The 24,185-nt window shown below is 67.2% G+C and carries 17 protein-coding genes; 6 read left to right on the top strand and 11 right to left on the bottom strand.

The annotated features are described in order from the left end of the window. Positions 1-30 precede the first annotated feature (30 nt). Entirely contained in the window at positions 31-2,175 is a 2,145-nt protein-coding gene (locus tag TPR58_RS09020; RefSeq protein ID WP_346246305.1) for a M3 family metallopeptidase, read from the bottom strand. A 147-nt stretch (positions 2,176-2,322) separates the two neighbouring features. Between TPR58_RS09020 and TPR58_RS09025 the strand changes: the two genes are divergently transcribed. The 4 genes from TPR58_RS09025 to TPR58_RS09040 are packed head-to-tail and all read left to right on the top strand — an operon-like array spanning position 2,323 to position 8,776. Further along, positions 2,323-3,075 carry an ImuA family protein gene (locus TPR58_RS09025; protein ID WP_346246306.1) on the top strand — a complete coding sequence of 251 codons (753 nt, stop codon included), beginning with the start codon at positions 2,323-2,325 and terminating at the stop codon, positions 3,073-3,075. Then, positions 2,993-4,861 carry a Y-family DNA polymerase gene (locus TPR58_RS09030; RefSeq protein WP_346246307.1) on the top strand — a complete coding sequence of 623 codons (1,869 nt, stop codon included), beginning with the start codon at positions 2,993-2,995 and terminating at the stop codon, positions 4,859-4,861. Before TPR58_RS09025 ends, TPR58_RS09030 begins: the two co-directional genes overlap by 83 nt. Next, the gene (locus TPR58_RS09035; RefSeq protein ID WP_346246308.1) at positions 4,858-8,247 is read left to right on the top strand and encodes an error-prone DNA polymerase; all 3,390 of its coding nucleotides are present in this window, start codon (positions 4,858-4,860) and stop codon (positions 8,245-8,247) included. The genes TPR58_RS09030 and TPR58_RS09035 overlap by 4 nt, the downstream gene beginning before the upstream one ends. Positions 8,248-8,257: 10 nt before the next feature. Further along, positions 8,258-8,776, top strand: a complete 519-nt coding sequence (locus TPR58_RS09040; RefSeq protein ID WP_346246309.1) for a 2'-5' RNA ligase family protein — start codon at positions 8,258-8,260, stop codon at positions 8,774-8,776. Between the two features lie 4 nt (positions 8,777-8,780). Here the strand turns inward: TPR58_RS09040 and TPR58_RS09045 are convergent, their stop codons facing one another. Then, positions 8,781-9,788 carry a fumarylacetoacetate hydrolase family protein gene (locus tag TPR58_RS09045; RefSeq protein ID WP_346246310.1) on the bottom strand — a complete coding sequence of 336 codons (1,008 nt, stop codon included), beginning with the start codon at positions 9,786-9,788 and terminating at the stop codon, positions 8,781-8,783. Between the two features lie 89 nt (positions 9,789-9,877). Between TPR58_RS09045 and TPR58_RS09050 the strand changes: the two genes are divergently transcribed. Further along, positions 9,878-13,240, top strand: coding sequence for a PAS domain-containing protein (locus TPR58_RS09050; protein WP_346246311.1), 3,363 nt, complete (start codon positions 9,878-9,880; stop codon positions 13,238-13,240). Positions 13,241-13,278: 38 nt separating this feature from the next. Next, positions 13,279-14,568 (top strand): adenylosuccinate synthase, encoded by a 1,290-nt coding sequence (locus TPR58_RS09055; RefSeq protein WP_346246312.1) that lies wholly within the window; start codon positions 13,279-13,281, stop codon positions 14,566-14,568. Positions 14,569-15,062: 494 nt separating this feature from the next. Here TPR58_RS09055 and aroC read toward each other — a convergent pair whose 3' ends face one another. The 9 genes from aroC to TPR58_RS09100 all read right to left on the bottom strand — a co-directional run bounded on the left by aroC (position 15,063) and on the right by TPR58_RS09100 (position 24,178). Next, a complete protein-coding gene (gene aroC, locus TPR58_RS09060) occupies positions 15,063-16,133 on the bottom strand; it encodes a chorismate synthase (RefSeq protein ID WP_346246313.1) in 1,071 nt (356 codons plus the stop codon). Continuing rightward, positions 16,130-16,657, bottom strand: a complete 528-nt coding sequence (locus tag TPR58_RS09065; protein ID WP_346246314.1) for a GNAT family N-acetyltransferase — start codon at positions 16,655-16,657, stop codon at positions 16,130-16,132. The genes aroC and TPR58_RS09065 overlap by 4 nt, the downstream gene beginning before the upstream one ends. Next, positions 16,654-17,457 (bottom strand): enoyl-ACP reductase FabI, encoded by an 804-nt coding sequence (gene fabI, locus TPR58_RS09070; RefSeq protein ID WP_346246315.1) that lies wholly within the window; start codon positions 17,455-17,457, stop codon positions 16,654-16,656. Before fabI ends, TPR58_RS09065 begins: the two co-directional genes overlap by 4 nt. Continuing rightward, complete coding sequence (locus tag TPR58_RS09075; RefSeq protein WP_428835706.1) at positions 17,454-18,416, bottom strand: YihY/virulence factor BrkB family protein; 963 nt, start codon at positions 18,414-18,416, stop codon at positions 17,454-17,456. The genes fabI and TPR58_RS09075 overlap by 4 nt, the downstream gene beginning before the upstream one ends. Positions 18,417-18,422: 6 nt before the next feature. Beyond that, on the bottom strand, positions 18,423-19,367 hold the full coding sequence (locus tag TPR58_RS09080) for a DnaJ C-terminal domain-containing protein (RefSeq protein ID WP_346246317.1): 945 nt from the start codon (positions 19,365-19,367) through the stop codon (positions 18,423-18,425). 54 nt (positions 19,368-19,421) lie between these two features. After that, positions 19,422-20,312, bottom strand: coding sequence for a transglutaminase family protein (locus TPR58_RS09085; protein WP_346246318.1), 891 nt, complete (start codon positions 20,310-20,312; stop codon positions 19,422-19,424). Beyond that, entirely contained in the window at positions 20,312-22,795 is a 2,484-nt protein-coding gene (locus tag TPR58_RS09090; protein WP_346246319.1) for a circularly permuted type 2 ATP-grasp protein, read from the bottom strand. The genes TPR58_RS09085 and TPR58_RS09090 overlap by 1 nt, the downstream gene beginning before the upstream one ends. 89 nt (positions 22,796-22,884) lie before the next feature. After that, positions 22,885-23,502: a YbhB/YbcL family Raf kinase inhibitor-like protein gene (locus TPR58_RS09095; protein WP_346246320.1), complete on the bottom strand. Its 618-nt coding sequence runs from the start codon at positions 23,500-23,502 to the stop codon at positions 22,885-22,887. A gap of 4 nt (positions 23,503-23,506) precedes the next feature. Further along, on the bottom strand, positions 23,507-24,178 hold the full coding sequence (locus TPR58_RS09100) for a glutathione S-transferase family protein (RefSeq protein ID WP_346246321.1): 672 nt from the start codon (positions 24,176-24,178) through the stop codon (positions 23,507-23,509). Positions 24,179-24,185: the final 7 nt, after the last annotated feature.

The following is a 24,185-nucleotide window of genomic DNA, read 5'->3' on the forward strand; positions in this document are numbered from 1 at the left end:
GCCCGGACGCAACGGGCCGGGCGGGTCCGATCAGGTAACCGGAAATCCGCGCCGCTTGAACAAGGCGGTCACGTCCGGGTCGCGGCCGCGGAACGCGCGATAGGCGACCTTGCGGTCGGTCTCGTTGCCCGTCGACAACAGGGTCAGGCGGAACCGGTCGGCAGTCTTCTTGTCCCATACATTGCCGGTCTCGACGAACGCCGCCCAGGTGTCGGCGTCCATCGTCTCGGACCAAAGATAGGAATAATAGCCGGCCGAATAGCCGTCGGACGAGAACAGGTGATTGAACTGCGGCATGCGATGCCGCATCGCGATTTCCCTGGGCATGCCGATCGCCGCCAGCGCTTCCTTCTCGAACGCGGCGATATCGCTGACCGGCGTCTCGCGATCATGCAGTTGCATGTCGAGGATCGCGCATGCGAGATACTCGACCGTCTCGAACCCCTGGTTGAAGGTCGAGGATTTCTCGATCTTGTCGACCAGCGCCTGCGGCATCGGCTCGCGCGTCTTGTAGTGCCGGGCATAATTGTCGAGCACGTCGCGAGTCAGGAGCCAGTTCTCGTTCACCTGGCTGGGATATTCGACGAAGTCGCGCGGCGTCCCCGCCAGCCCCGGATAGGTGACGTTCTGGAGCAGGCTGTGGATCGCATGGCCGAATTCGTGGAACAGCGTGGTCGCATCGTCCAGGCTGATCAGCGTCGGCTCGCCATTGCCACCCTTGGTGAAATTATTGTTGTTCGACGCCAGCACGTTGCGGTGCCCACCCAGTTCCTGCTGGCCGCGATAGCGCGTCGCCCAGGCGCCCGAACGCTTGCCCGAGCGCGCATAATTGTCGACGTAGAAGATCCCGACATTCTTGCCGGTGACCTTGTTCGTGACCTCGAAGGTGCGGACCTCGGGATCGAACACCGGCACGTCCTTCACTTCCTTGAAGTCCAGGTCGTACAGCCTGCCGCAGGCGTAGAAGGCGCCCATCAGGATGTTGTTCAGCTCGAGATAGGGTTTGATCTCGCTCTCATCGAGGTCGTACTTCGCCTTGCGGACCTTCTCGGCATAGAAGCGATAGTCCCAGGGCTCGATCGTGATCTTCGCGCCTTCCTTGTCGGCAAGCGCCTGCATGTCGGCGACTTCCTCGGCCACGCGGGCGCGTGCCGCCGGCCAGACCGACATCATCAGCTTCATCGCATTGGCCGGCGTTTCCGCCATCGTGTCGTCCATGCGGAAATTCGCATGGTTCTTGAATCCCAGCAGTACCGCGCGCTGCTGACGCAGCTTCAGGATTTCGGCGATGATCGCCTTGGTATCGTTGGCGTCGCCATTGTCGCCGCGCATCACGAAGGCGCGCCAGGTCTTTTCGCGCAGCGCGCGGTTGGTCGAGTTCATCAGCAGCGGCTGGACCGATGAGCGGGTGTTCACCACCGCCCATTTTCCCGGCAGTTTGCGCGCTTCCGCCGCCGCCTTGAGCGACGCCTTGAAGCTGTCGGGCAGTCCGGCCAGCTCGGCCTCGCTGTCGACGACGATCCAGGTCTCCTCGTCCGCCAGCACCTTGCGGCTGAACTCGGCAAAGGCCGAGGCGAGCGCCTGGTTGATCGTCGAGACCTCGGCCCGCTGGGCATCGGACAACAGCGCGCCGCGGCGCACGAAGCCGCGATAGCTGCGCTCGAGCAGGCGGGTCTGCTGGGCGTTCAGCCCCTGCGAGGCGCGCGTGTCATAGGCGGCCTTCACCCGGGCGAACAGCTTGGGGTCGAGATAGAGCTCGTCATAAAAGGCGGCCATTTTCGGGCTCCACACCCGGGCAATGTCCTGAACCTCCTTGGTCGCCAGGTTGCTGGTATAGACGCCCCAGGCAGCCTGGACCCGATCCATCGTCTCGCCGGCCAGTTCCATCGGCTCGATGGCCGTCTTGAAGCCGGGCTTCGTTTTCGCGTCGCGGATCGCGAGCATCTCGCGACGCAGATCGGCCATCGCCGCCTCGAACGCGGGCGGGAACATCGCCGGGGTGAACCGGTCCCAGGGCGGGGTGCCGCCATAATTGCCCGGCCAGGGCTTGAGCAGCGGGGACGGGTCGACCGTTGCGGCGGTCTGGGCAAGTGCGGAAATCGCGCCGCCGACCTGCGAGGCGATCAGTGTGGTAGCGGAGGCGAGCAACGCCTGGCGCCGGGTCATTCGGGACATGAAAACTCCGATGATAGGAATAACAGCAACTTAGCCGGTGCCGTGTGAATGGCAACTGCACAGCCTCGAGCGGACTTGACTCCGGCACCATCTGGAACAGAATAGGAACATTGAAAGTACCGAGTCGCAACCGAGTCGTTAGAGAGCATGGCCGACCCTGCCGTCCTGAAGCAATTGCGCGAGACGCTGCAAGGTCTGGAAACCAAGGGTTTTCGGCGTCGACCGGTGCTGCCCATGGGAATCCATGCCATCGATACGCGCCTGGCCAATGGCGGGTTCCGGCTCGACGCGCTCCACGAAATCGCTGCAGGCACGGCCGATCTGGCGGATGATTGCGCCGCCACCCTCTTCATGGCCGGGATCGCCGCACGTGCCTGGGGACCGGTGCTGTGGGTGGTGCGCCGCCACGACCTGTTCGCGCCGGGCGTGTCGCAGTCGGGCCTGTCCGCCGGCCGCCTGATCTATGCCGAAGCCGCCGACGATGCCGAAATGCTGGCGATCATGGAGGAAGGGCTGCGCCATCGCGGCCTGGGCGCGGTGATCGGCGAGGCAAAGCGGGCCGACATGACCGCGACCCGCCGCCTCCAGCTTGCCGCCGAGGGCGGCCGCACCATCGCGCTGCTGATGATGCGGCATATCCGCGAGACGTCCGATCCGCTGCGCCTTCCCTCGGCCGCGATCACGCGCTGGCGGGTGACCTCGGCACCCTCGACGCCCCTGCCGGGAACGGTGCCCGGGGTCGGGCGGGCGCGGTGGATGCTCGATCTCGTCCGCCAGAAGGGCGGCGAGCCCTTTTCCCAGCTTGTGGAGGCCTGCGATGAAACGGGTCGCTGCGCTCTACCTGCCGCACTGGTCGATCGATCGGTTGCGCCGGGCCGAGCGAACCTCCGCGCCGCCTGAGGCACAGCGCATCCCCGCATCGCTCGATGCGATGCGCGACGCCGTCGCCGCCGAACAGGACCATGCCTGTTCGGTGCCGCGCGGTGGCGGCTGGCGTCCCGGCGCGCGCTGGGCCCGCGAGGATGACGGGGTCCATGCCCGCGTCGCCGCGCTTCCCGACACGCGCCGCCCGGCCAAGCACGAGATCGGGCGGCGCGACGAGGCCGCGGGCCATCCGTTTCGCGCCATGCCCCCCGACGAGGGCGGTTCCGGCAACGTGCTCCCGCATGTCCGCGCCACCGGCGCGGGCGCTGCACCGCTGGTCACCGCGCTCCGGGCCGAGAATCGCAACCTGATCGGTGCCGCCTGTCCGCTGGCGCTGTCGATCGGCCTGGCGCCCGGCATGGCGATCACCCAGGCACGGGTGCTGGTGCCCGGCCTCGACATCCGCCCGGCCGATCCCGAGGGCGACCGGGCCGAACTGCACCGCCTGGCCATCGCCCTGGCGCGGCATTTCTCGCCGATCGTCGCCATCGCCGACGACGAGACGCTGGCGATCGAGGTCAGCGGGACCGATCATCTGTTCGGCGGAGAGGCGATGATGGCGAAGCGGATCATCCGCCTGCTTGCCCGGCTGGGTTACGTCGCGCGGATCGCGGTGGCCGATACGCTGGGCGCGGCACATGCCCTGTCACGCCAGGCCCGACCGGTGACGATCTGTCCGGTCGGTCGCCATGCCGAGGCGATCGCCGCCCTGCCCGTCCGTGCGCTGCGGATCGACGCGCGCGACAACGAACTGCTCAAGCGACTGGGCATCGACCGGATCGGGGAGCTTGCCGAAATTCCGCGGGCGCCACTGGTCAAACGATTCGGCAAGCAGATCGCGATCCGCATCCACCAAGCACTGGGCGCCTTGCCCGAACCGCTGAATCCGGTGGTGCCGCCGCAACCGATCGCCGCCACGCGCCGCTTTGCCGAACCGATCGCGACCCCCGAGGCGATCGAACACTGGCTCGGGCTGCTGGTGCCGCGCATCGTCGCCGCGCTGGCCGAACGCGGGCTCGGCGCGCTGCGGATCGAGCTGGTCGCCGATCGCGTCGATGGCGTGCCCCAGAATATCCGGATCGGCCTTGCCCGGCCGAGCCGCGACCCGGCGCACCTGTTGCGGCTGCTGCTGCGGCGGATGGAAAGCATCGAGCCCGGGTTCGGCATCGACGCGATGGCCCTGCATGTCCGGCGCGCCGACCTGCTCGGCCCGGAACCGGTGGTCGAACGGCTGGACGAAGACGTGGCGCCCGACCTGGCCCCTCTTGTCGATACGCTCGCCACGCGGATCGGGCTTCAGCGGATGTGGCGGATGCGCCCGATCGAAAGCGACGTGCCCGAACGCAGCATCGCCCGCGCGCCCGTGCTCGATCCGCCCGCCCGCTCGGCTGCGCCGATGAAGGCAGACGATGTCCGCCGGCTGGATCGCAGCCCCGCGCTCGAACCCTGGCACCCGCATTGGCCCAAGCCCGCGCGGCTGCTGCGCCGGCCCGAACGCATCGACCATGTCATGGCCGAGCTTCCCGACCATGCGCCACGCCGATTCACCTGGCGCGGCACCGCCCACAAGATCGTGCGCGCCGACGGCCCCGAACGCGTCCATGGCGAATGGTGGAAACGCGCCAGCGAGACGCACAGCGTGCGCGACTATTTCCGGGTCGAGGACGATCAGGGCCGCCGCTACTGGCTGTTCCGCAAGGGCGACGGCGAGCGCAGCGTGACCGGCGATCTCAGCTGGTATCTCCACGGGGTGTTCGGATGAGCTGGGTCGAGCTCCAGACGACGACGAACTACTCGTTCCTGCGCGGCGCCTCGCCGCCCGACCAGCTGTTCGCCACAGCGGCGCTGATGGGGATGGAGGCGCTGGGCGTCACCGATCGCAACTCGGTCGGTGGGCTGGTGCGCGCGCTCGTCGCGTCCGAGGCGACCGGCACCCGGCTGGTCGCGGGATGCCGGCTCGACCTGGTCGACGGCACCGGCATCCTTGTCTGGCCCGAGGATCTGGCCGCGTGGAGCCGGCTCACCCGGCTGCTCACGCTCGGCAAGTCGCGCGCCGACGCCCAGCACGGCGAGAAGGGCCGCTGCTTCCTGCATTGGGAGGATGTCGCCGAACATTGCGACGGGCTGGTCGCGGCGCTCGTCCCCGGCCTGGCGGACAGTGGCGACGACCTCGCGCTCGGCTGGATGGCCGACCTGTTCGGGCGCGGCCATGGCCATCTGTGCCTGACGCATCATCGCCGTCCGGGCGACGAGCTGCGCCTCCACCAGCTGAATCTGGCGGCACAGCAGCATGGCCTAACTCCGCTCGCCACCGGGGATACGCTCTATCACCATCCCGATCGGCGGATGCTGCAGGACGTGGTGACCGCGATTCGTGAGAAATGCACGATCGACGAACTGGGCTTCCGCCGCGAGCGCAATGCCGATCGCCATTTGAAGACACCGGCCGAGATGGCACGGCGGATGCGGGACTATCCGCGGGCGCTGCATGCAGCCGAGGCGATCGCCGAACGCTGTAGCGGCTTCAGCCTGCGCCTCATGAAATACCAATATCCCGACGAGATCGTGATGAACGATCGCACGCCGCAACAGGCGCTGGACCGGCTTGCCTGGCAGGCGCTGGAGTCTCAGCCCGACATGGCGGCCGATCCGGCCTATCGCGACCTGCTGGCCAAGGAACTCGGCCTCGTCGCGAAGATGCGATACGCGCCCTATTTCCTCACCGTGCTGGCGATCGTCGAATTCGCGCGCAGCCAGGACATTCTGTGCCAGGGGCGCGGTTCGGCGGCCAACTCGCTCATCTGCTTCCTGCTGGGCGTCACCTCGATTGATCCGGTCAAGCATCAACTGCTGTTCGAGCGCTTCGTGTCGGAGGATCGCAACGAGCCGCCCGATATCGACATCGATTTCGAACATGAGCGCCGCGAGGAAGTGATCCAGTGGATCTACCAGACCTATGGCCATGACCATGCCGCGCTGACCGCGGTGGTCAGTCGCTTCCGATCGCGCGGTGCATTGCGTGAGGTCGGCAAGGTGATGGGCCTGCCCGAGGATGTGACCGCCGCGCTGTCGAGCCAGGTCTGGGGCTGGTCGAACGAGATCGACGACAGACATGCCGATGCGCTGAACCTGGACAAGACCGATCCGCGCCTGGCGCTGACGCTGCAGCTGGCGGGCGAGCTGATCGGGACGCCGCGCCATTTGTCGCAACATCCCGGCGGGTTCGTCCTCACCCGCGACCGGCTCGACAGTCTGGTGCCGATCGAGCCTGCGGCGATGGTCGATCGGCGGGTGGTCGAATGGGAAAAGGACGATATCGAGGCGCTGAGCATGATGAAGGTCGATATTCTCGGCCTAGGCATGCTGGGGTGCATGCGGCGCTGCTTTGACCTGCTGGCCGAGCACAAGCAGCTGCGCATGACCCTCGCCTCTCCGGTGCTGCAGGAGGATGACACCCACACCTTCGACATGATCTGCCGCGCCGACACGCTGGGCGTGTTCCAGATCGAGAGCCGGGCGCAGATGTCGATGCTGCCGCGGATGCGGCCGGTCAATTTCTACGACATCGCCATCCAGGTCGCGATCGTCCGTCCCGGCCCGATCCAGGGGGACATGGTCCATCCCTATCTCAAGCGCCGCGAGCTGCTGCGGCAAAACCCGAAGCGAAAATTTGAGTACCCCTCACCTGCACTGGAAAAAGTGCTCGAAAAGACACTCGGCGTGCCGCTGTTCCAGGAACAGGCGATGCAGGTGGCGATCATCGGCGCCGGCTTCCCGGCCAGCGAGGCGGATCGGCTGCGCAAGGCGATGGCGACGTTCAAGTCGACCGGCGGCGTCGGCGAGTTCGGCCCGCGTCTGATCAGCGGCATGCTGGAGCGCGGCATCAGCCAGGATTTCGCCGAGCGGCTGGTCAAGCAGATCGAGGGGTTCGGCAGCTATGGCTTTCCCGAGAGCCACGCCGCCAGCTTCGCCAAGATCGCCTATGCCTCGTCCTGGATGAAGTGCCGGCATCCCGACATCTTCTGCGCCGCCCTGCTCAATTCGCAGCCGATGGGATTCTATGCGCCGGCGCAGATCGTGCGCGACGCGCGCGAACACGGCGTCGAGGTCCGTCCGGTCTGCATCAATGCCAGCCTGTGGGATACGCTCGTCGATGCGCCCGACCAGGTACCCCGTCCGCGCCCTCCCGCAGCCTTCACGGGTGACGCCGCGGACTGGGTGGCACTTCGCCCGCTGCGGCTGGGCATGAAGATCGTGCAGGGGCTGAGCGAGGCGGACGCGATACGCATCCTGGAGGACCGCGAGGCGCGCGGCCCGTTCACCTCGATCGAGCAGCTGTGGCGGCGCACCAGGGTGAAACCGGCAGCGCTGGAGCGGCTGGCGCGCGCCGATGCGTTTCAGGGGTCGGGGCTGAACCGGCGCCAGGCCTTGTGGGCGATCAAGGCGCTGCGCGACGATCCGCTGCCGCTGCTCAGCGCCGCCGACGATCGTGCCGGGCTGATCCTGCCCGAGGCGAACGAGCCCAGCGTCGAGCTGACGCCGCTGACCGCAGGACGCGAAGTGGTCGAGGATTATCGTGCGACCCAGCTGACGCTGCGCGAGCATCCGCTGCATTTCCTGCGCGATCGGCTGGCGGCACGGCGCATCGTCCCGTGCGGCGCGCTGTCGAACATGAGGGACGGCGCGCGGGTAGAGGTGGCCGGGCTGATCCTGGTGCGCCAGCGGCCGGGCAGCGCCAAGGGCGTCGTGTTCGTCACGCTGGAGGACGAAAGCGGCATCGCCAATGCGGTGCTGTGGGCCGACCGGTTCGAGGCGCATCGCCGCACCGTCATGACGTCAACGATGCTGGCGATCCGCGGCCGGGTCCAGCGCGAGGGGATCGTGATCCATCTGGTCGCGGAGACGATCACCGACCTGACCCCGTGGCTGCGCGAACTGGGCGAACTCGACCTGCCGCGGATGACCATGCCCGGCGACGGGGCGACGCATGGCGGCACGATCGACCCGCGCGACCGCAAGGTCGGCTGGAAGACCACCGACCGCCGCATGCCCGGCTGGCCCCGCCAGCGCACCGCCGAATCCTGGCCGCCCCGCAAGGACGCGCGGGACGAGGATCTCATCCCGATCAAGTCGCATGATTTTCACTGAGAGAGGCACGATGACCGGACTCGAACCGCTCTACATCATGGTCAAGCCGCCCGAAGACGAGGCGGTTCAGATCGAGGGCCGGCGCCGGGATCTGGGCATCTCCAGCAGCTACGACCGATACCGCTTTCACTCGACCGTCCTGCCTCTTGGCGACGTCACAGCCTATCCTGACTCGCACCTGGATGCGCTGGACCGGATGGTCAGATCACTCGAGGTCAGCCCCTTTCCCGTCCGGTTCGACCATCTGCACAGCAACGCCCTGATCGGTAAGGGGATGACCGCCTATCGACGGTGGCAAAGAGCGCTCAGTTCGCGGCTCAAGTCCAAGGGGCTGCCGACCCTTCCCTATCGGTTCCGGCCGCATGTCTCGCTGGACTATGGCGCGCCCGTGGACCGCACGATTCCGATCGATCCGGTCGGATGGCTGGTCGAGGAATTGCTGTTGATCCGGAGCATCCACGGCAAGGGCCAGCACGTCGTGATGACACGCTGGCCCCTGGTGTCGCGCCAGTTCTCGTTCGGCTTCTGACGCCTCAGCCCGCGGTCACCGTCTGCTCGATCACCCCAAAGATCGCGTGATGCTTGTCGTCCTCGGCCCAGATGCGGACGGTGTCGCCCGCCTTCAGGAACGGGGTTTCGGCCTTGCCGCGCTGGATCGTCTCGACGGTGCGGACTTCCGCAAGACAGGAATAGCCGACGCCGCCCTCACTGATCGGCTTGCCCGGGCCGCCGTCGCTGTCGCGGTTCGACACGGTGCCCGATCCGATGATCGTGCCCGCACCCAGCGGGCGCGTCTTCGCCGCATGCGCGATCAGCGTTCCGAAATCGAAGGTCATGTCCTCGCCCGCCTCGGCCCTGCCGAACGGCGCGCCGTTCAGGTCGACCATCAGCTTGCGGTGCAGCTTGCCGTCGCGCCACCAGTCGCCCAGCGAATCGGGCGTCACGAATACCGGTGAGAAGCTGCTCGCCGGCTTGGACTGGAAGAAGCCGAACCCCTTGGCGAGTTCGCCGGGGATCAGGTTGCGCAGGCTGACGTCGTTGGTCAAGCCGACCAGCCGGACCGCCGCCAGCGCCTCGTCGCGGCTCGCGCCCAGCGGCACGTCGCCGGTCACCACCACGACTTCGGCCTCGAGGTCGCAGCCCCAGGCCTCGTCCTTCAGCGGGATCGGGTCGCGCGGGGCGAGAAACCCGTCGGATCCGCCCTGATACATCAGCGGATCCTGCCAGAAGGTCTCGGGCATCTCGGCGCCGCGTGCCTGACGGACCAGCGCGACATGGTTCACATAGGCCGAGCCGTCCGCCCATTGATAGGCCCTAGGCAGCGGCGATGCAGCCTGGCGCTCGTGAAAGCGCATCATCGGGATCGCTTCATGCTCGAGGTCGGTATGGAGATTGCGCAGGTCGCTTTCGACCGCGTCCCAATTGTCCAGCGCGGCCTGCAATGTCGGCGCGATGAGGCTGGCATCGGCATACCAGGCGAGATCGTTCGACACGACGACGAGCTTGCCGTCGCGACCCTGCTTCAGGCTGGCTAGTTTCATTTGATACCTTCTCCTCGGCCTCTCCATAACCAGCATCGCCGATATGTCGAGCAGTTGACAGCCCCGTCTGAGGTGGCAACGCTCAACGGATGCATTCAGCGCCCGCCTTTCTCGATCACCATGGCGAGATGGCGCAGCGCATCCGCGAAAACGACTGGTCGGCGCATCCGCTCGGCACCCCCGAAACCTGGCCGGCGCCGCTGCGCTTCGCGCTCGATCTGGCGCTGGGATCGGCTTTTCCCACGGCGATCTACTGGGGGCCGGACTTTCGCCTTCTGTACAATGATGCCTGGGCACCGATTCCGGCCGAACGCCACCCGCTTGCGCTGGGCCGCCCCGGTGCCGAGGTGTGGCCGGAAATCTGGGACGTGGTGGGGCCGCAGATGCAGGAGGCGGTGGCACGCAATCGCGGCTTCACCGCCTATGACCAGCCGCTCGCCATGGAACGCGGCGGCGAGAGGCGCGAAACCTGGTGGAACTACAGCTTCACGCCGATCCGCGATGAAACCGGCCAAGTGCTGGGGCTGCTGAACCAGGGCAACGAAACCACCCGCTTCGTGCTCGCCGAGCAGCGTCGCAGTGCGCAGATCGACCGGCTGCGCGAGATGTTCGAACAGGCGCCGGGAGCCGTCGCGCTGCTGTCGGGTCCGGATCATGTGTTCGAACTGGCCAATCCCGCCTATCTTGCGCTGATCGGCGATCGCGACATCATCGGCAGGCCGCTTCGCGATGCGCTTCCCGAAATCGCAGCACAGGGCTTTATCAGCCTGCTCGACCAGGTTCGCGATGGCGGCGAGGCGTTTCGCGCCAGCGACACGCCGGTCATGCTGCAGCGGGTGGCGGATGCCGACGCGGAAACCCGCATCCTCGATTTCGTCTATCAGCCGATCAAGGACGCCAGTGGCGTCACCCGGTCGATCTTCGTGCAGGCGACCGACGTCACCGACCGCGCGCTTGCCGAACACGCGCTGCGCCACAGCCAGGAGCGATTGCAGCTTGCGCTCGATGCCCCGCTCGGCATCGGTACCTGGGACATCGACATTCCCAACGACAGGGTCAGCGGCGACGAGCGGTTTGCGCGGCTGTTCGGCGTGCCCGCCGAGCGACTTGCCACCGGGCAAGGGTCGATGGAGAATTTCTACGCCTTTCTCGATGCCGAGGATCGCCCGCGGGTGCGCGAGGCGATCCGCCGGTCGATCGAGGAGGGCGCGCCCTATTCGATCGAATATCGCATTCGCCGCGGCGACGGATCGCATCGATGGATCAATGCCCAGGGCCGCTGCCGCTATGACGAGCATGGCCAGCCGACGCGCTTTTCGGGACTGAGCTTCGACGTCACCGAGCGGCGCAATGCGGAAGATGCGGCGCGCGCTGCGGTCGAGGATCTGCGCCGCGCCACCGAAAGCCAGGCATTCGTCCACGATCTCGCAGGGCGGCAGCGGCTGCTGGAAACGCCCGAAGCGGTGATGCGCCTGACGGCCGAAGCGCTGGGGGAACGGATCGGTGCCAATCGAGTCGGCTTCTACTGGATCGCCGGCGAGAACATGCTGCAGTTCGGGCCAAGCTGGAGCAGCGGATCGCTGCCGATCCTCGACGGATCGGTTCCGGCCGGAACTTTCGCGGCAGCGCAGTCGCCCTATCATCGCGGCGAGACGCTGGTGATGCGCGATTCGGCCAGCGAATTCCCGGACAGCCCGATCTCGCGCACCTCTCCATCCGGGGTCGGCGTGCCCTTGCTTCGCGGTGGCAATTGGGTCGCCACCCTCTACGCGAATGCCGCCCAGGCCCGCGACTGGAGCGAGGAGGATGTCCGCCTGATCGAGGCGGTCGCGGAAATCTCATGGGACGCGGTCGAGCGGGTCAGCGCGAACCAGGCACTGAGGGAGAGCGAGGCCAAGTTCCGCGCGATCGCCAATTCGATCGATCAGATGATCTGGTCGACCCGGCCCGACGGCTATCACGATTACTATAACGACCGCTGGTATGATTATACCGGCGTGCCGCACGGCAGCACCGATGGCGAGGGCTGGAACGGCATGTTCCATCCCGAGGACCAGGATCGCGCCTGGACGGCTTGGAGCCACTGCCTCGAAACCGGCGATCCCTATCATATCGAATACCGCCTGCGGCATCACAGCGGCGTCTATCGCTGGGTCCTGGGCCGCGCCCAGCCGGTACGCGACGAGGATGGCATGATCACCCGCTGGTTCGGCACCTGTACCGATATCCAGGATATCGTCGATGCCCGCGAAGTGCTGTCCCGCTCTCGCGAGGAGCTAGAGCGCGCGGTCGAGGAGCGGACGCGCCAGTTGATGGCGGCCGAACAGCAGCTGCGCCAGGCGCAGAAGATGGAGGCGGTCGGCCAGCTGACGGGCGGCATCGCGCATGACTTCAACAACATGCTGGCGGTGGTGATCGGCGCGCTCGACCTGATGGAGCGCCGGATCGCGCAGGGCCAGACCGATGTCGAACGCTATGTAACCGCGGCCCGCGACGGCGCCAGCAGGGCCGCGGCGCTCACCCAGCGGCTCCTCGCTTTCTCGCGCCAGCAGCCGCTGATGCCCGTCGCCGTCGATCCCAACCAGACGATCCGCGGCATGACCGAGCTCCTGTCGCGCACCATCGGCGAGACGATCCGCATCGACACGCGCCTGCCCGCCAATCTTCACAGGGCAATGGCGGACCCGAGCCAGCTGGAGAACACGATCCTCAATCTGTCGGTGAACGCGCGCGACGCGATGCCCGGCGGCGGGCAGTTGATCATCGAGACCGCAAACTGCACGATCGACGGCCAGGAGGCGGTCGCATTCGACATTTCCCCGGGCGACTATGTGATGATCGCGGTCGCCGATACGGGAACCGGCATGGATCCGGAGGTGATGGCTCGCGCCTTCGACCCCTTCTTCACCACCAAGGGAGTCGGCAAGGGAACCGGCCTTGGCCTCAGCCAGGTGTTCGGCTTTGCGCGCCAGTCCGGCGGACATGTGCGGATCGATTCGGAAAGCGGGCGCGGCACGATCGTGCGCGTCTATCTGCCCGTCCATGACGGCGACCTGCCGGACATTCCCCCCGCCCGTGAGCCGAGCGCGCTGCCCCACGGCACGAGCGACGAGATCGTCCTGGTGGTCGAGGACGAAGCCCGGGTGCGGACCTATTCGGTCGAGGCGCTTCGCGAGCTTGGATATAGCGTGGTCGAGGCACCCGACGGCCCCTCCGCCCTGAAACTGATCGAGGCCGGTCAGCTGGTATCGCTGCTCTTCACCGACGTGGTCATGCCGGAGATGACCGGCGGCGAACTCGCCGCGCGCGCATCGAAATTGCTGCCCGGGCTGAAGCTGCTCTTCACCAGCGGCTATACCCGCGACACCGTGGGCAGCGACGAGGGGGTGCTCGCCAAGCCGTTCGCACTCGACGAACTGGCCGTTCGAATCCGCGCAGCGCTGGACGACTGAGCGATCCCTCTCTAGGGGGCCCGCGAAAGGAATTCTCTTTGGCCAATGTCGCGGTGATCGGCGCCCAGTGGGGCGATGAAGGCAAGGGCAAGATCGTCGACTGGCTCGCGGAGCGCGCCGATGTCGTCGTTCGGTTCCAGGGCGGGCACAATGCAGGCCATACGCTCGTCGTCGGGGACAAGACCTACAAGCTGTCGCTCCTCCCCTCCGGCATCGTGCGCGGCACGCCGTCGGTGATCGGCAATGGCGTCGTGCTCGATCCCTGGGCGCTGCGCGCCGAGATCGCCAAGCTGCGCGACCAGGGCGTCGACGTCACGCCCGACACGCTGAAGATCGCCGACACCTGCCCGCTGATCCTGCCGCTGCATGGCGAGCTGGACGGCATGCGCGAGGATGCCAGCGGATCGGGCAAGATCGGCACGACGCGCCGCGGCATCGGCCCGGCCTATGAGGACAAGGTCGGGCGCCGCGCGATCCGCGTATGCGACCTGGCGCATCTCGACGAACTCGACCCGCAGCTCGACCGGCTGCTGGCACATCACGACGCGCTGCGCGCCGGTTTCGGCGCCGATCCCGTCGACCGCGCCGCGCTGGTCGAACAGCTGCGCGAGATCGCCGGCTTCGTCCTGCCGTTCGCCGAGCCGGTATGGCGGATGCTTAACGAGGCGCGCGCGCGCGGCAAGCGCATCCTGTTCGAAGGCGCGCAGGGCGTGCTGCTCGACATCGACCATGGCACCTATCCCTTCGTCACTTCGTCCAACACGATCGCTGGCACCGCGGCGGGCGGCAGCGGCATCGGTCCGGGCGCGGTCGGCTTCGTGCTGGGGATTACCAAGGCCTACACCACCCGCGTGGGTTCTGGCCCCTTCCCGACCGAGCAGGACAATGAGATCGGCGAGACGCTGGGCACCAAGGGCCGCGAGTTCGGCGTGGTGACCGGGCGCAAGCGGCGCTGCGGCTGGTTCGATTCGGTGCTGGTGCGCCAGTCCGCCGCGGTCAGCGGCATCACCGGCATCGCGCTGACCAAGCTCGACATCCTCGACGGGTTCGAGGAGATCCGGATCTGCACGGGCTACCGTCTGCGCGGCGAGACGCTGGATTATTATCCATCCAATGCCGCCGACCAGGCAGCGGTGGAGCCGATCTACGAGAGCATGCCGGGGTGGAGCGAAAGCACCGCCGGTGCGCGGAGCTGGGCGCAGCTGCCGGCACAGGCAATCAAGTACATCCGCCGGATCGAGGAGCTGATCCAGTGCCCGGTGGCGCTGGTGTCGACCAGCCCCGAGCGCGAGGATACGATCCTGGTGCGCGATCCGTTCGCGGATTGATCCAGCCGTAACGGACAACGGCCCGATACCGTGGGTATCGGGCCGTATCTGACTGAACGAGGTTCAGCAGGCCGGTATTAGCGCCCCGGGGGCGTCGGTGCCGGCGCATCCGCCGAATCAGGGGTCGGCGTCGGGGTCGGCGTGGGTTCCGGAGCCGGGGCCGGTTCCGGAGCGGGCTCAGGTGCCGGGGCCGGCTCAGGCGCCGGTGCGGTCGTCGTCTGATCCTGCTGCTGCGGCGGCGTGGTGTCCTGAGCATAGACCGCCGTCGAACCCATGAGGGCAACTGCACCGATGATCATCTTGATACGCATGTGATGTTTACTCCATGACGTGGTGTCACAGAAACAAGTAATGGTCGCGACAAATAGATCCGCAGCCCACCTCCCGACTCCACCAATTCAACGCAGCGGATCGGTGAAGCGTTGCAGACTCACGGGCAATTGAGGCAATATTGCCGCATATCAGCTCGATAAACGCCGGCTTTTAGACGTTTCTCAGCCGCACTGAGCGCGATGCAGCAGCTTCTGATCGGCCAGGACCAATGCCATCATCGCTTCGACGACCGGCGCCCCGCGGATACCGACGCAAGGGTCGTGCCGGCCCTTGGTGAAGATTTCGGCGGCGTCGCCTGCGCGATCGATGGTTTCCACGGGTGTCAGGATGGAGCTGGTCGGCTTGAACGCGACGCGCACGAGCACCGGCTGTCCGGTAGAGATGCCGCCGGCGATGCCGCCTGCATGGTTCGCCAGGAATCGCGGCCGGCCATCCTCGCCCGGGCGCATCGCGTCGGCATTCTGCTCACCGCTGAGCGCGGCGGCCGCAAAGCCGTCGCCGATCTCTACGCCCTTGACCGCATTGATGCTCATGCAGGCGGCGGCCAGCTCGCTGTCGAGCTTCGCATAGAGGGGCGCGCCCCAGCCCGCGGGGACGCCGGTCGCCTCGCAGGCGATGACTGCGCCAAGCGACGATCCCGATTTACGCGCGCCGTCGACCAGCGCTTCCCAGCGCGAAGCCGCGGCTGCGTCGGGACAGAAGAAGGGATTGCGATCGATCTCGTCCGCATCGAAATTCGCCGGGTCGATCGCGTCGCCGCCGATCGCCTCGACCCAGGCACGGATCCGCACTTCGGGAATCACGAGCCGGGCGACGCCACCCGCCGCGACCCGCGCCGCCGTCTCGCGCGCCGAACTGCGGCCGCCACCGCGATAGTCGCGAAAGCCGTATTTGGCGTCATAGGCATAGTCGGCATGGCCGGGCCGATAGGCCTTGGCCACCTCCGAATAGTCTTTCGACCGCTGGTCGACATTGTCGATATGGAGGGCGATCGGCGTGCCGGTCGTGCGGCCTTCGAAGACGCCCGACAGGATGCGGACCTGATCCGGCTCCTGTCGCTGCGTCGTGAAGCGCGACTGGCCCGGGCGGCGCTTGTCGAGAAAGGGCTGGAGATCGGCTTCCGACAGGGTCAGCCCCGGCGGACAGCCATCGACGACCGCGCCCAGGGCCAGCCCGTGGCTCTCCCCCCAGGTCGTGAAGCGGAAGACGCGACCGAAGCTGTTGAAGCTCACAATTCCCTACTCAGTTGCGCGAATGCGGCGGCATGTGCCGCCTGACCGCGGGTTCCGCAGGGCATTGCCCCGTCCTGCAAGGGCAGCGCCATGAAATAGTCGCCCGCATAGGGCGAGGCAAATCCGCTTGCCCAGTCAGCAGAAAAACCAAATCGCTCATAATAGCCGGGCTCGCCGAGCACGAAGGCAAGCATCGCGCCGGCGTCGCCCAGATGCTTCAGTCCGCTCGCGATCAGCGCTTCGCCCACGCCCTGGCTGCGATGCGAGTCCGCGACGGCGACGGGAGCAAGCGCGACGGCGGCGATCGCCTTGCCATCGATCTCGACCTCCATCCGGCTGAACGCGACCATGCCGGCCAATTTGCCGGTCTCGTCGTCATCGGCAACCAGCGTCAGCACCATGTCGCCGTCGATGCACAATTGCTGGACCAGCTGCGCCTCCCGGGGCTGCGCGAAACTGGACCGCAGCAATGCATCGATCGCCGCGACGTCCCCGCCGGTCGCGCCGCGAATCGCGATGGTCACGCCAGCGACATGTCCGGCGCGTCCTCGGCCTTCATGCCGATCGCGTTATAGCCGGCATCGACATAGTGGATCTCGCCGGTGACGCCCGCGGCCAGGCCGGACAGCAGGTAGAGACCCGCGCCGCCGACATCCTCGATCGTCACGTTGCGCTTCAGCGGCGAATTCAGCTCGTTCCACTTCAGGATATAGCGGAAGTCGCCGATCCCCGAGGCCGCCAGCGTCTTGATCGGGCCGGCGGAGATGCAATTGACCCGGATATTGTCGCGGCCGAGATCGACGGCAAGATATTTGACCGAGGTCTCGAGCGCCGACTTGGCGATGCCCATGACGTTGTAATGCGGGATCACCTTCTCGGCGCCATAATAGCTGAGCGTGAGCAGGCTGCCACCGTTCGGCATCATCGCCTGCGCCCGCTTGGCGACCGCGGTGAAGCTGTAGACCGAGATGTTCATGGTCATCAGGAAATTGTCGAGCGACGTGTCGTAATAGCGGCCGCGCAGTTCGTTCTTGTCGGCAAAGCCGATCGCATGGACGACGAAATCGATCGTCGGCCAGCGTGCCGCCAGCGTCTCGAACGCCGAATCGAGCGCCGCCATGTCGGAAACGTCGCAGTCGATCAGGAAATCGCTGCCCAGTTGCTCGGCAAGCGGTCGAACACGCTTTTCCAGCGCCTCGCCCTGATAGCTGAACGCGAGCTCCGCACCCTGATCGGCGAGCTGCTTCGCAATGCCCCAGGCCAATGAACGATCATTGGCGAGCCCCATGATGAGGCCGCGCTTGCCCTGCATCAATCCGGTCACGACGGTGTATTCTCCTGCTTCTTCGGCGCCCCCTCTAAACCTTCCTCGGGCGTCTCCGCCAGTGCCGCGTTCAATTCCGCACCAACAACGACCCCGAGGCCGATGATGAAGAAGAAGATCAGCGCGATCATCACCCCGGCGAGGCTGCCATAGGTCAGGTCGTAGCCGCCGAGGGTGGACAGAACCAAGGGAAGCAATGCCGTGGTCGACATCCACCACACGGTCACGAATGCCGGCCCCGGCCATTTCGGACAGCCCGACTTGCGGTATTTTCGCGGGGTCAGCGAATAGAACAGCATGTAGAGCGCGCCGAACAGCGCCAGCGCCGGGACGAAGCGGGTATAATTGACCAGGCGCTGCGCATCGACCGCGAACGGCAGGATTCGGTAGATGAACTGTTCGACGCCGGTCAGGATCACCTGGAAGCTGAACGCGGCCATTGCGAGGATGACCGATCCGACCACCACCCCGATCGCGCCGAGGCGGTAGCGCCAGAAGGGCGTCGATGAGTTGGTGCCATAAGCCTGGCGCAGGATGCCCCGGACCGTCTCGATGAAGCCGCCGGTGGTCCACAGGCCGACCAGCGCGCCAAACCAGAGCAGATTCCCGGTCCGCGCCTGGAGCACATCCTGCATCGGCTGGCGAAGCACCCTCGCGACTTCGGGCGGCACAGTGTGGAGAAAGGCATCGAGCGCGTGCAGCCCCTCGCCGGTCTGGCCAATCAGCCGGGCGATCGCCGCTGCCACGATGAAGAAGGGGAAAAGCGTGACCAGCGAGAGATAGGCAAGGTTGCCGGCATAGGTGAAGCCGTCATTATAGGTTCCGATCGCAACGCGCTTCAGGACGACGAAGAAGCGTTCGCCGACCCCCAGCGACCTCAGGCCGCCCCGCACCGCGCTTCCGAACCCGTGGCGACGGGCTTCGGGCGATTCGGGCGAAATTCCGGGCGGTTGCTCCACCTGTGTCTAGACGCCCAGCTTCGCGCGCGGGTTCCCCTGGTCGCGGCCCTGCCAGCTTTCGACGAAGGCACGCAGTTCGGCATCGTCCGCCGGCAGGTCGATCATCAGCGTGACCAGCAGGTCGCCGCGGCCGCCGCCCTTGCGGTGGAAGCCCTTGCCCTTGAGCCGCAGCGTCTTGCCCGACGTCGCCCCCTTAGGCATCTTCAGCATCACCGCACCTTCGGTGGTCGGCACTCGCACCTGCTCGCCCAACACCGCCTCGGAGAGCGTGACGGGAAGGTCGAGCCGGACATCGTCGCCCGAACGGGTGAAGAAGCGGTGCGGCTGGACCTCGATGGTGACGATCGCATCGCCATTCCCGCCCGGGCCTTCCTCGCCCTTGCCGGTCAGGCGCATCTGGGTGCCGCTCTCGACGCCGGCGGGGAGTTTCAGGTCGATGGTCTTGCCGTCGCGCAAGGTCACGCGCTGCGTGGCGAGGTTCACCGCATCCTCGAAGCTGACCGACAGGCGATAGGGGACGTTGGCACCCTTTGCTGCCGGGCGGCGACCAAAGCCGCCGAACCCGCCGCCAAAGCCGCCCGCCGCGCCGCCGCCACCGCCGCCACGCCGGTTGCCGAACAACCCTTCGAAGATGTCGCCGAAATCGCCGCCGTCCCCGCCGAAATCGGTCGAGCGGAACCCGCCCTGCTGCCCGCCGGGACCGCCGCCGAAACCAAAGGGCGCGGCGGGGTTGCCGTACCCGTCGATCTCGCCGCGATCGAAGCGCGCCCGCTTGTCCTTGTCGCTCAGCAGGTCATAGGCCTGGGTGACCTGGCTGAACCGCTCCGACGCCTTGGGATTCTCCTTGTTGCGGTCGGGGTGCAGTTCCTTCGCCAGATTGCGATATGCCTTCTTGATCTCGGCTTCGCTGGCATTGCGGGCAACGCCCAGGGTTGCGTATGGATCGGCCATTCTTGTCCCTCTGTCCGCGGCGTACATCGGCGCGGCGACGCCAAATCGCAAGCCTCAGGCCGCAGGTTCCGTCAACGGCTCGACATCGACCGACACGTGCATGTTCTGCGCCCCGGTTCCCAGGACGATGCCGTCGATCGGGGCGATATCGGCATAATCGCGGCCGATCGCGATGACGACATGGTCCTCGGCCATCCAGATCCCGTTGGTCGGATCGACCCCGACCCAGCCCAGATCGGGACCGCACCACAGCAGGACCCAGGCATGGGTCGCATCGGCACCGACCAGCCGAGGCTGGCCGGGCGGCGGCAAGGTCCGCAGATAGCCGGAAGCATAGGCGGCGGGCAGCCCCATGGCGCGAAGGCCGGTGATCATGATCTGCGCGAAGTCCTGGCAGACCCCGCGGCGTTGCTCGAACGCCTCGCGCGGCGGGGTGTCGACCAGCGTGGCGGTGGCGTCGAACGCGAAATCGCGCTGGATGCGGGTGGCGAGCGCGATTGCCGCGTCGAGCACGCCGCGTTTCGGATCCAGCTCCTCGGCGCACCATCTGGCGATATGCGGGTCGAGCGGGATCAGCGGGGACGGAAACAGATAGCTGGCGGGCGATGCGGGGGAGATGTCGCGACTGACACGAGCAAGCGCCGCGATCGTCGCCAGATCGGGATCGGAGGGCGACGGGATCGGCAACAGCCGCTCGACGCGCATCCGGGCGATGCTCTCGATCGTCAGGCTGGTCGCGGGGGATTCCACCACCAGCCGCACGACATTCGCCAGCCCCGCCTCGGCACGCGCGGGGTAGGTGCGCCCGCCCGGCTCGACCTTCAGGCTATAGTCCTCGATCGTCTGGCCCGACCACAGGATCGGCTTCAGCCGCAGGTTGCAGCGCGCGAACCCGACCGGCTGGGCATAGTCGAAGCGGGTGACGTGACGGATCGCGTACAGCATCAGGCCAGCGTCATGCCCGCAGCGCGCAGCGGTTCGGCACCCTGCAGGAAATAGCGGCGGGCGATCGACCTGGACAGGCGGGCGAGCTTCAGGTCGAGGTCCTGCAGCAGGGGTTCGCCGATGGTCGTCGCGCGCGCGGTGACGATCATCGCGGCCAGTTCGCGGGCGCCCTCCTGCTGCGGTTCGGCCAGCCCGTCGTCGGACAGCAGCGGAAGCTTGTTCAGATGCGCCGCCGCCTTGCCGATCTGGAAGGCGATCGCGCGCGGATTGAAGCTGTCGAGCGTGACCAGGTCGAGCACGGGCACGCGCGCCAGTCCGGTCAGATAGCGCTGCCGATAGCTGATCTGGCTGTTCGCAAGGTCGAGCAGCGTAGACAGGTCGTCGGCAGTGGCATCGGCGCCGCCAAAGGCCCTGACCCATCGGATCGTCGCCACCGCGCGTTCGATCCGCCTGCCGAGATCGTGGAAGCGCCATGCATCGGTGCGCGCCATATGTTCGGCGGACAGGCCGGCCAGCGCCGAATAGCGCCGCTGGAGCGTGCCGGCCTTGTCGAGCAGCGATCCCTTGGTCGGGAAGGGCGCGTCGAGCAGCTGGATCATGTCGGCCGACAGCCGATCGCGCGAGATCGCGCCGATGCCGCGCGCCTGTGCGTTGATCGCCCGGATCGAGGACCAACCGCTTTCGTCCTCCAGCGCGGTGCGCGCAAGCTGCTGGAGTTCGGCGCGGCGGAAGGTGGCGGGTGCAGGCGCGGCGCCGGCAGCCGCAACCAGCCCGACCAGCCGTTCGACGGTGCCGGCCTCGAGCGCGGCGCCGGTATCGGCACTGATCGAATGGCCGAGCAGGACGCGCAGCACCGCAAGCTGGGCCTCGCCGCGCTCGAGATAGCGCCCCAGCCAGAAGAGATTGTCGGCAACCCGGCTGGGCAAGGTCCCCGGATTGCGCCGGAGCTGGGTCGAATCGCCCGACGGCAGCAGCGATACCGGTGCGACCGGGTCGGAACCGTGAATGCACACGTCCGCCGACCACATTCCCTGGCCCATCACCGCCGCGCGCGGGTCGGGATGCTCGCCGATCCGGGCAAAACCTCCCGGCAGCACGGCCCAGCCGCCATCCGCGGCGCGCGCCGCAAAGACCCGCAACGTGAACGGCCGCGGCTCGAGGCGATCGCCCGCGACCACGGGCATGGTCGACAGGCTGGCGACCTCCTGCCCGACATAATCCTGCGGCCGGCGTGCGAGATCGGCGAGAAGCGCCGCCCGCGACTCTTCCGTCAGCGCCTGCCCCAGGACGGCCCCGTCGGGCAGGCCCAGCGGATGCGGACCGAAAGCCGGGGCGATCAACAGATCGCCAAGCCGCGCCTCTACCTCCGCCCGGCCCGCATCGTTCCCGCACCACCAGGTCGCGACACTGGGCAGCGACAGGGTCTCGCCCAGCAGCTGTTCGGCCAGCGCAGGCAGATAGGCGGCGAACGCCGGCGCCTCCATCAGTCCCACCCCGGGGGCGTTGGCCAGCACCACATTTCCGGCCGACATCGCGTCGATCAGACCGGGCACGCCGATGGCGGAATGCGAATCGAGCGCCAGCGGATCGATCATCCGCGGATCGAGTCGTTGCCACAGCCCGTCGATCCGTTTCAGCCCGGCGATCGTGCGCACGTAAAGCTGGTCGTCGAGCACCGCGAGATCGGGCCCCTCGACCAGCAGGAAGCCGAGATAGCGCGCGAGATGTGCCTGTTCGGCATAGCTTGGGTTGAGGCGGCCCGGCGTCAGCAGCGCGATGCGCGGATCGGCGCGGCGGCATCGCTCGGCAAGCCCCTCGCGAAACGCAGCGAAGAAGGGCGCATGGCGTTCGACGTTCAGCCGGCCCTGCAACCCGCCCAGCGTGCGCGCCATCGCCAGCCGGTTCTCCAGCGCATAGCCGGCGCCGGCAGGGGCGCGCAGATGATCGGCAAGCACGCGCCATTCGCCGCCGGGCGAGCGGCACAGGTCCATCGCGACGAATTGCAGGTGCGATCCGCCGGGAGGAACGAGATGCGACAGCGGCCGCAGGAAGAACGGGCTGCCGGTGACGAGCGCGGCGGGCAGATGGCCGGCCTCCACAAGCGTCGCATCGCCGTAGAGGTCGGCAAGCACCGCTTCCATGAGCGTGGCGCGCTGCGCGACACCCTTCTCGATGCCGCGCCATTCGTCCGAGCCGATAAGCAGCGGTACCGGAGACAGCGGCCAGGGCCGTTCTTCCCCCTCGCCCACAATGCGAAACCCGGTGCCGATCTCCGCCGCCTGGCGCTGGGCGCGCTCACGGGCGTGGTCGAGCATGTCGCCGCCCAGCGTGGCCAGTTCCTCGAACACCGCACGCCAGGCGGGATCGGACGGGCCGGCAGCGCACAGGACATCGTCGCCGCGCCCCCCGCTGCAATAGTCCACGACCCAGCGATCGGCGATGATACCGGCGTCGAACAATGTCGTTGCAGCGCGACTGGCCACCAGTGGTCCTCAAATCGGTGTGGGCGGCATGGGGCAAACCATGCTGCCGTGCAACAAGGGATATGGTCGCTCAGGTTACCGCCTGGACGTCACCGCGCCGGCACCGCCGCACCGACCAGGCCCGTCGGCGCCGGTTCGCCGCGCGAATAGGTTCCGGTCAGCAGGCCCGCCGCCAGCACCCGCCCCGCCATCGCCTTCAGGATCGTGCCGCGGCCGGGCGTTTCGCGCACGTCGGGGCCGGGGCCCAGCGCGAAGAGCTGAAAGGCATAATGATGCACCCCGTGGCCGGTCGGCGGGTCGGGTGCCAGCCAGCCTTCGCCGAAGAAACTGTGACGCCCGACATCGCTGCCGTCCGCCGAGCCCTCGCCATCGGCGCGGATCGCGCCCTCCTTCAGTTCGCCGTCCGGCGCCAGACCCCAGACGATCGCATGGACGGTCGGGGCCGGGGTGATCGCGTCGGGATCCTCGACGATCAGCACCAGCCGCTCGGCCCCTTCCGGAACCCCGGTCCAGAACAGCGGCGGGGACACGCCCACGCCGTCGGCGGTGAACCGTTCGGGCAGGCGATCGCCATTGGCAAAGGCCATGCTGGACAGGTTCAGCGAGTCGAACGTCCCAAGGCCGGCATGGGCGATCGCCAGCTTGTCCTGTCCGGCGCGCAGCCGCTTCAGCGCCGCCCCCAGCCAGTGCGGGACGTGCTCGAGCATCCGGTTACAGGTCCAGCTTCTCGTAATCGGCGGGCGGCGCGATCCCGTCCATCCGTTCGGTCAGCAGGTTGCGGAAGCTCGGCCGGCTCTTCATGCCGATATACCAGCGCTTGGCCTGTTCGTGGCTCTTCCAGTCGATGCCGCCGAGATAGTCGGCCACCGAAATCTGCGCCGCGGCAGCGAGATCGGCGAGGCTCATCATCGGTCCGGCCAGCCAGGTGCGGTGATCGAGCAGATAGTCGATATAGTCGAGATATTCGACCGCCGCCTTCATCGCGCCGCGCAGCGCCTGGCCGTCGGGCGCCTGGCGATAGACGAGCCGCTTGAGCATCCGCTCGTTCAGCAGCGGCGCGGTGATGTCGCGGTAGAAATAGGTGTCGAACCAGATCACCAGCCGGCGGATCTCGGCCCGGTCGGGCGCGGTCCCGTTGAGCATCGGCGACTTGGTCACCGTCTCCTCGAAGAATTCGCAGATCACGCTGGAATCGATCAACGTCACCCCGCGCTCGCTGTCGACCATCACCGGCACCTGGCCGGTCGGGTTCAGGTCGAGAAACTCGTCGCGCCGCTGCCACGGCGACTCGCGGACGGGCTCATAGCCGACACCCTTCTCGCCGAGCAGAAGCCGGACCTTGCGCGAGAAGGGGCAGAGGGGGAACTGGTAAAGCTGCCACATCCCCCTG

The sequence above is a fragment of the Sphingomonas rustica genome, from assembly GCF_039652585.1.
GTDB lineage: Bacteria > Pseudomonadota > Alphaproteobacteria > Sphingomonadales > Sphingomonadaceae > Sphingomonas > Sphingomonas rustica.

What these genes read in the sequence shown, in the direction of transcription:
- TPR58_RS09100 (WP_346246321.1), bottom strand. Translation starts at nt 24,178, where the DNA reads ATGTGGCAGCTTTACCAGTTCCCCCTCTGCCCCTTCTCGCGCAAGGTC.
- TPR58_RS09045 (WP_346246310.1), bottom strand. Translation starts at nt 9,788, where the DNA reads ATGAAACTAGCCAGCCTGAAGCAGGGTCGCGACGGCAAGCTCGTCGTC.
- TPR58_RS09025 (WP_346246306.1), top strand. Translation starts at nt 2,323, where the DNA reads ATGGCCGACCCTGCCGTCCTGAAGCAATTGCGCGAGACGCTGCAAGGT.
- TPR58_RS09035 (WP_346246308.1), top strand. Translation starts at nt 4,858, where the DNA reads ATGAGCTGGGTCGAGCTCCAGACGACGACGAACTACTCGTTCCTGCGC.
- TPR58_RS09095 (WP_346246320.1), bottom strand. Translation starts at nt 23,502, where the DNA reads ATGCTCGAGCACGTCCCGCACTGGCTGGGGGCGGCGCTGAAGCGGCTG.
- TPR58_RS09030 (WP_346246307.1), top strand. Translation starts at nt 2,993, where the DNA reads ATGAAACGGGTCGCTGCGCTCTACCTGCCGCACTGGTCGATCGATCGG.
- TPR58_RS09040 (WP_346246309.1), top strand. Translation starts at nt 8,258, where the DNA reads ATGACCGGACTCGAACCGCTCTACATCATGGTCAAGCCGCCCGAAGAC.
- TPR58_RS09050 (WP_346246311.1), top strand. Translation starts at nt 9,878, where the DNA reads ATGCATTCAGCGCCCGCCTTTCTCGATCACCATGGCGAGATGGCGCAG.
- TPR58_RS09020 (WP_346246305.1), bottom strand. Translation starts at nt 2,175, where the DNA reads ATGTCCCGAATGACCCGGCGCCAGGCGTTGCTCGCCTCCGCTACCACA.
- TPR58_RS09080 (WP_346246317.1), bottom strand. Translation starts at nt 19,367, where the DNA reads ATGGCCGATCCATACGCAACCCTGGGCGTTGCCCGCAATGCCAGCGAA.
- TPR58_RS09085 (WP_346246318.1), bottom strand. Translation starts at nt 20,312, where the DNA reads ATGCTGTACGCGATCCGTCACGTCACCCGCTTCGACTATGCCCAGCCG.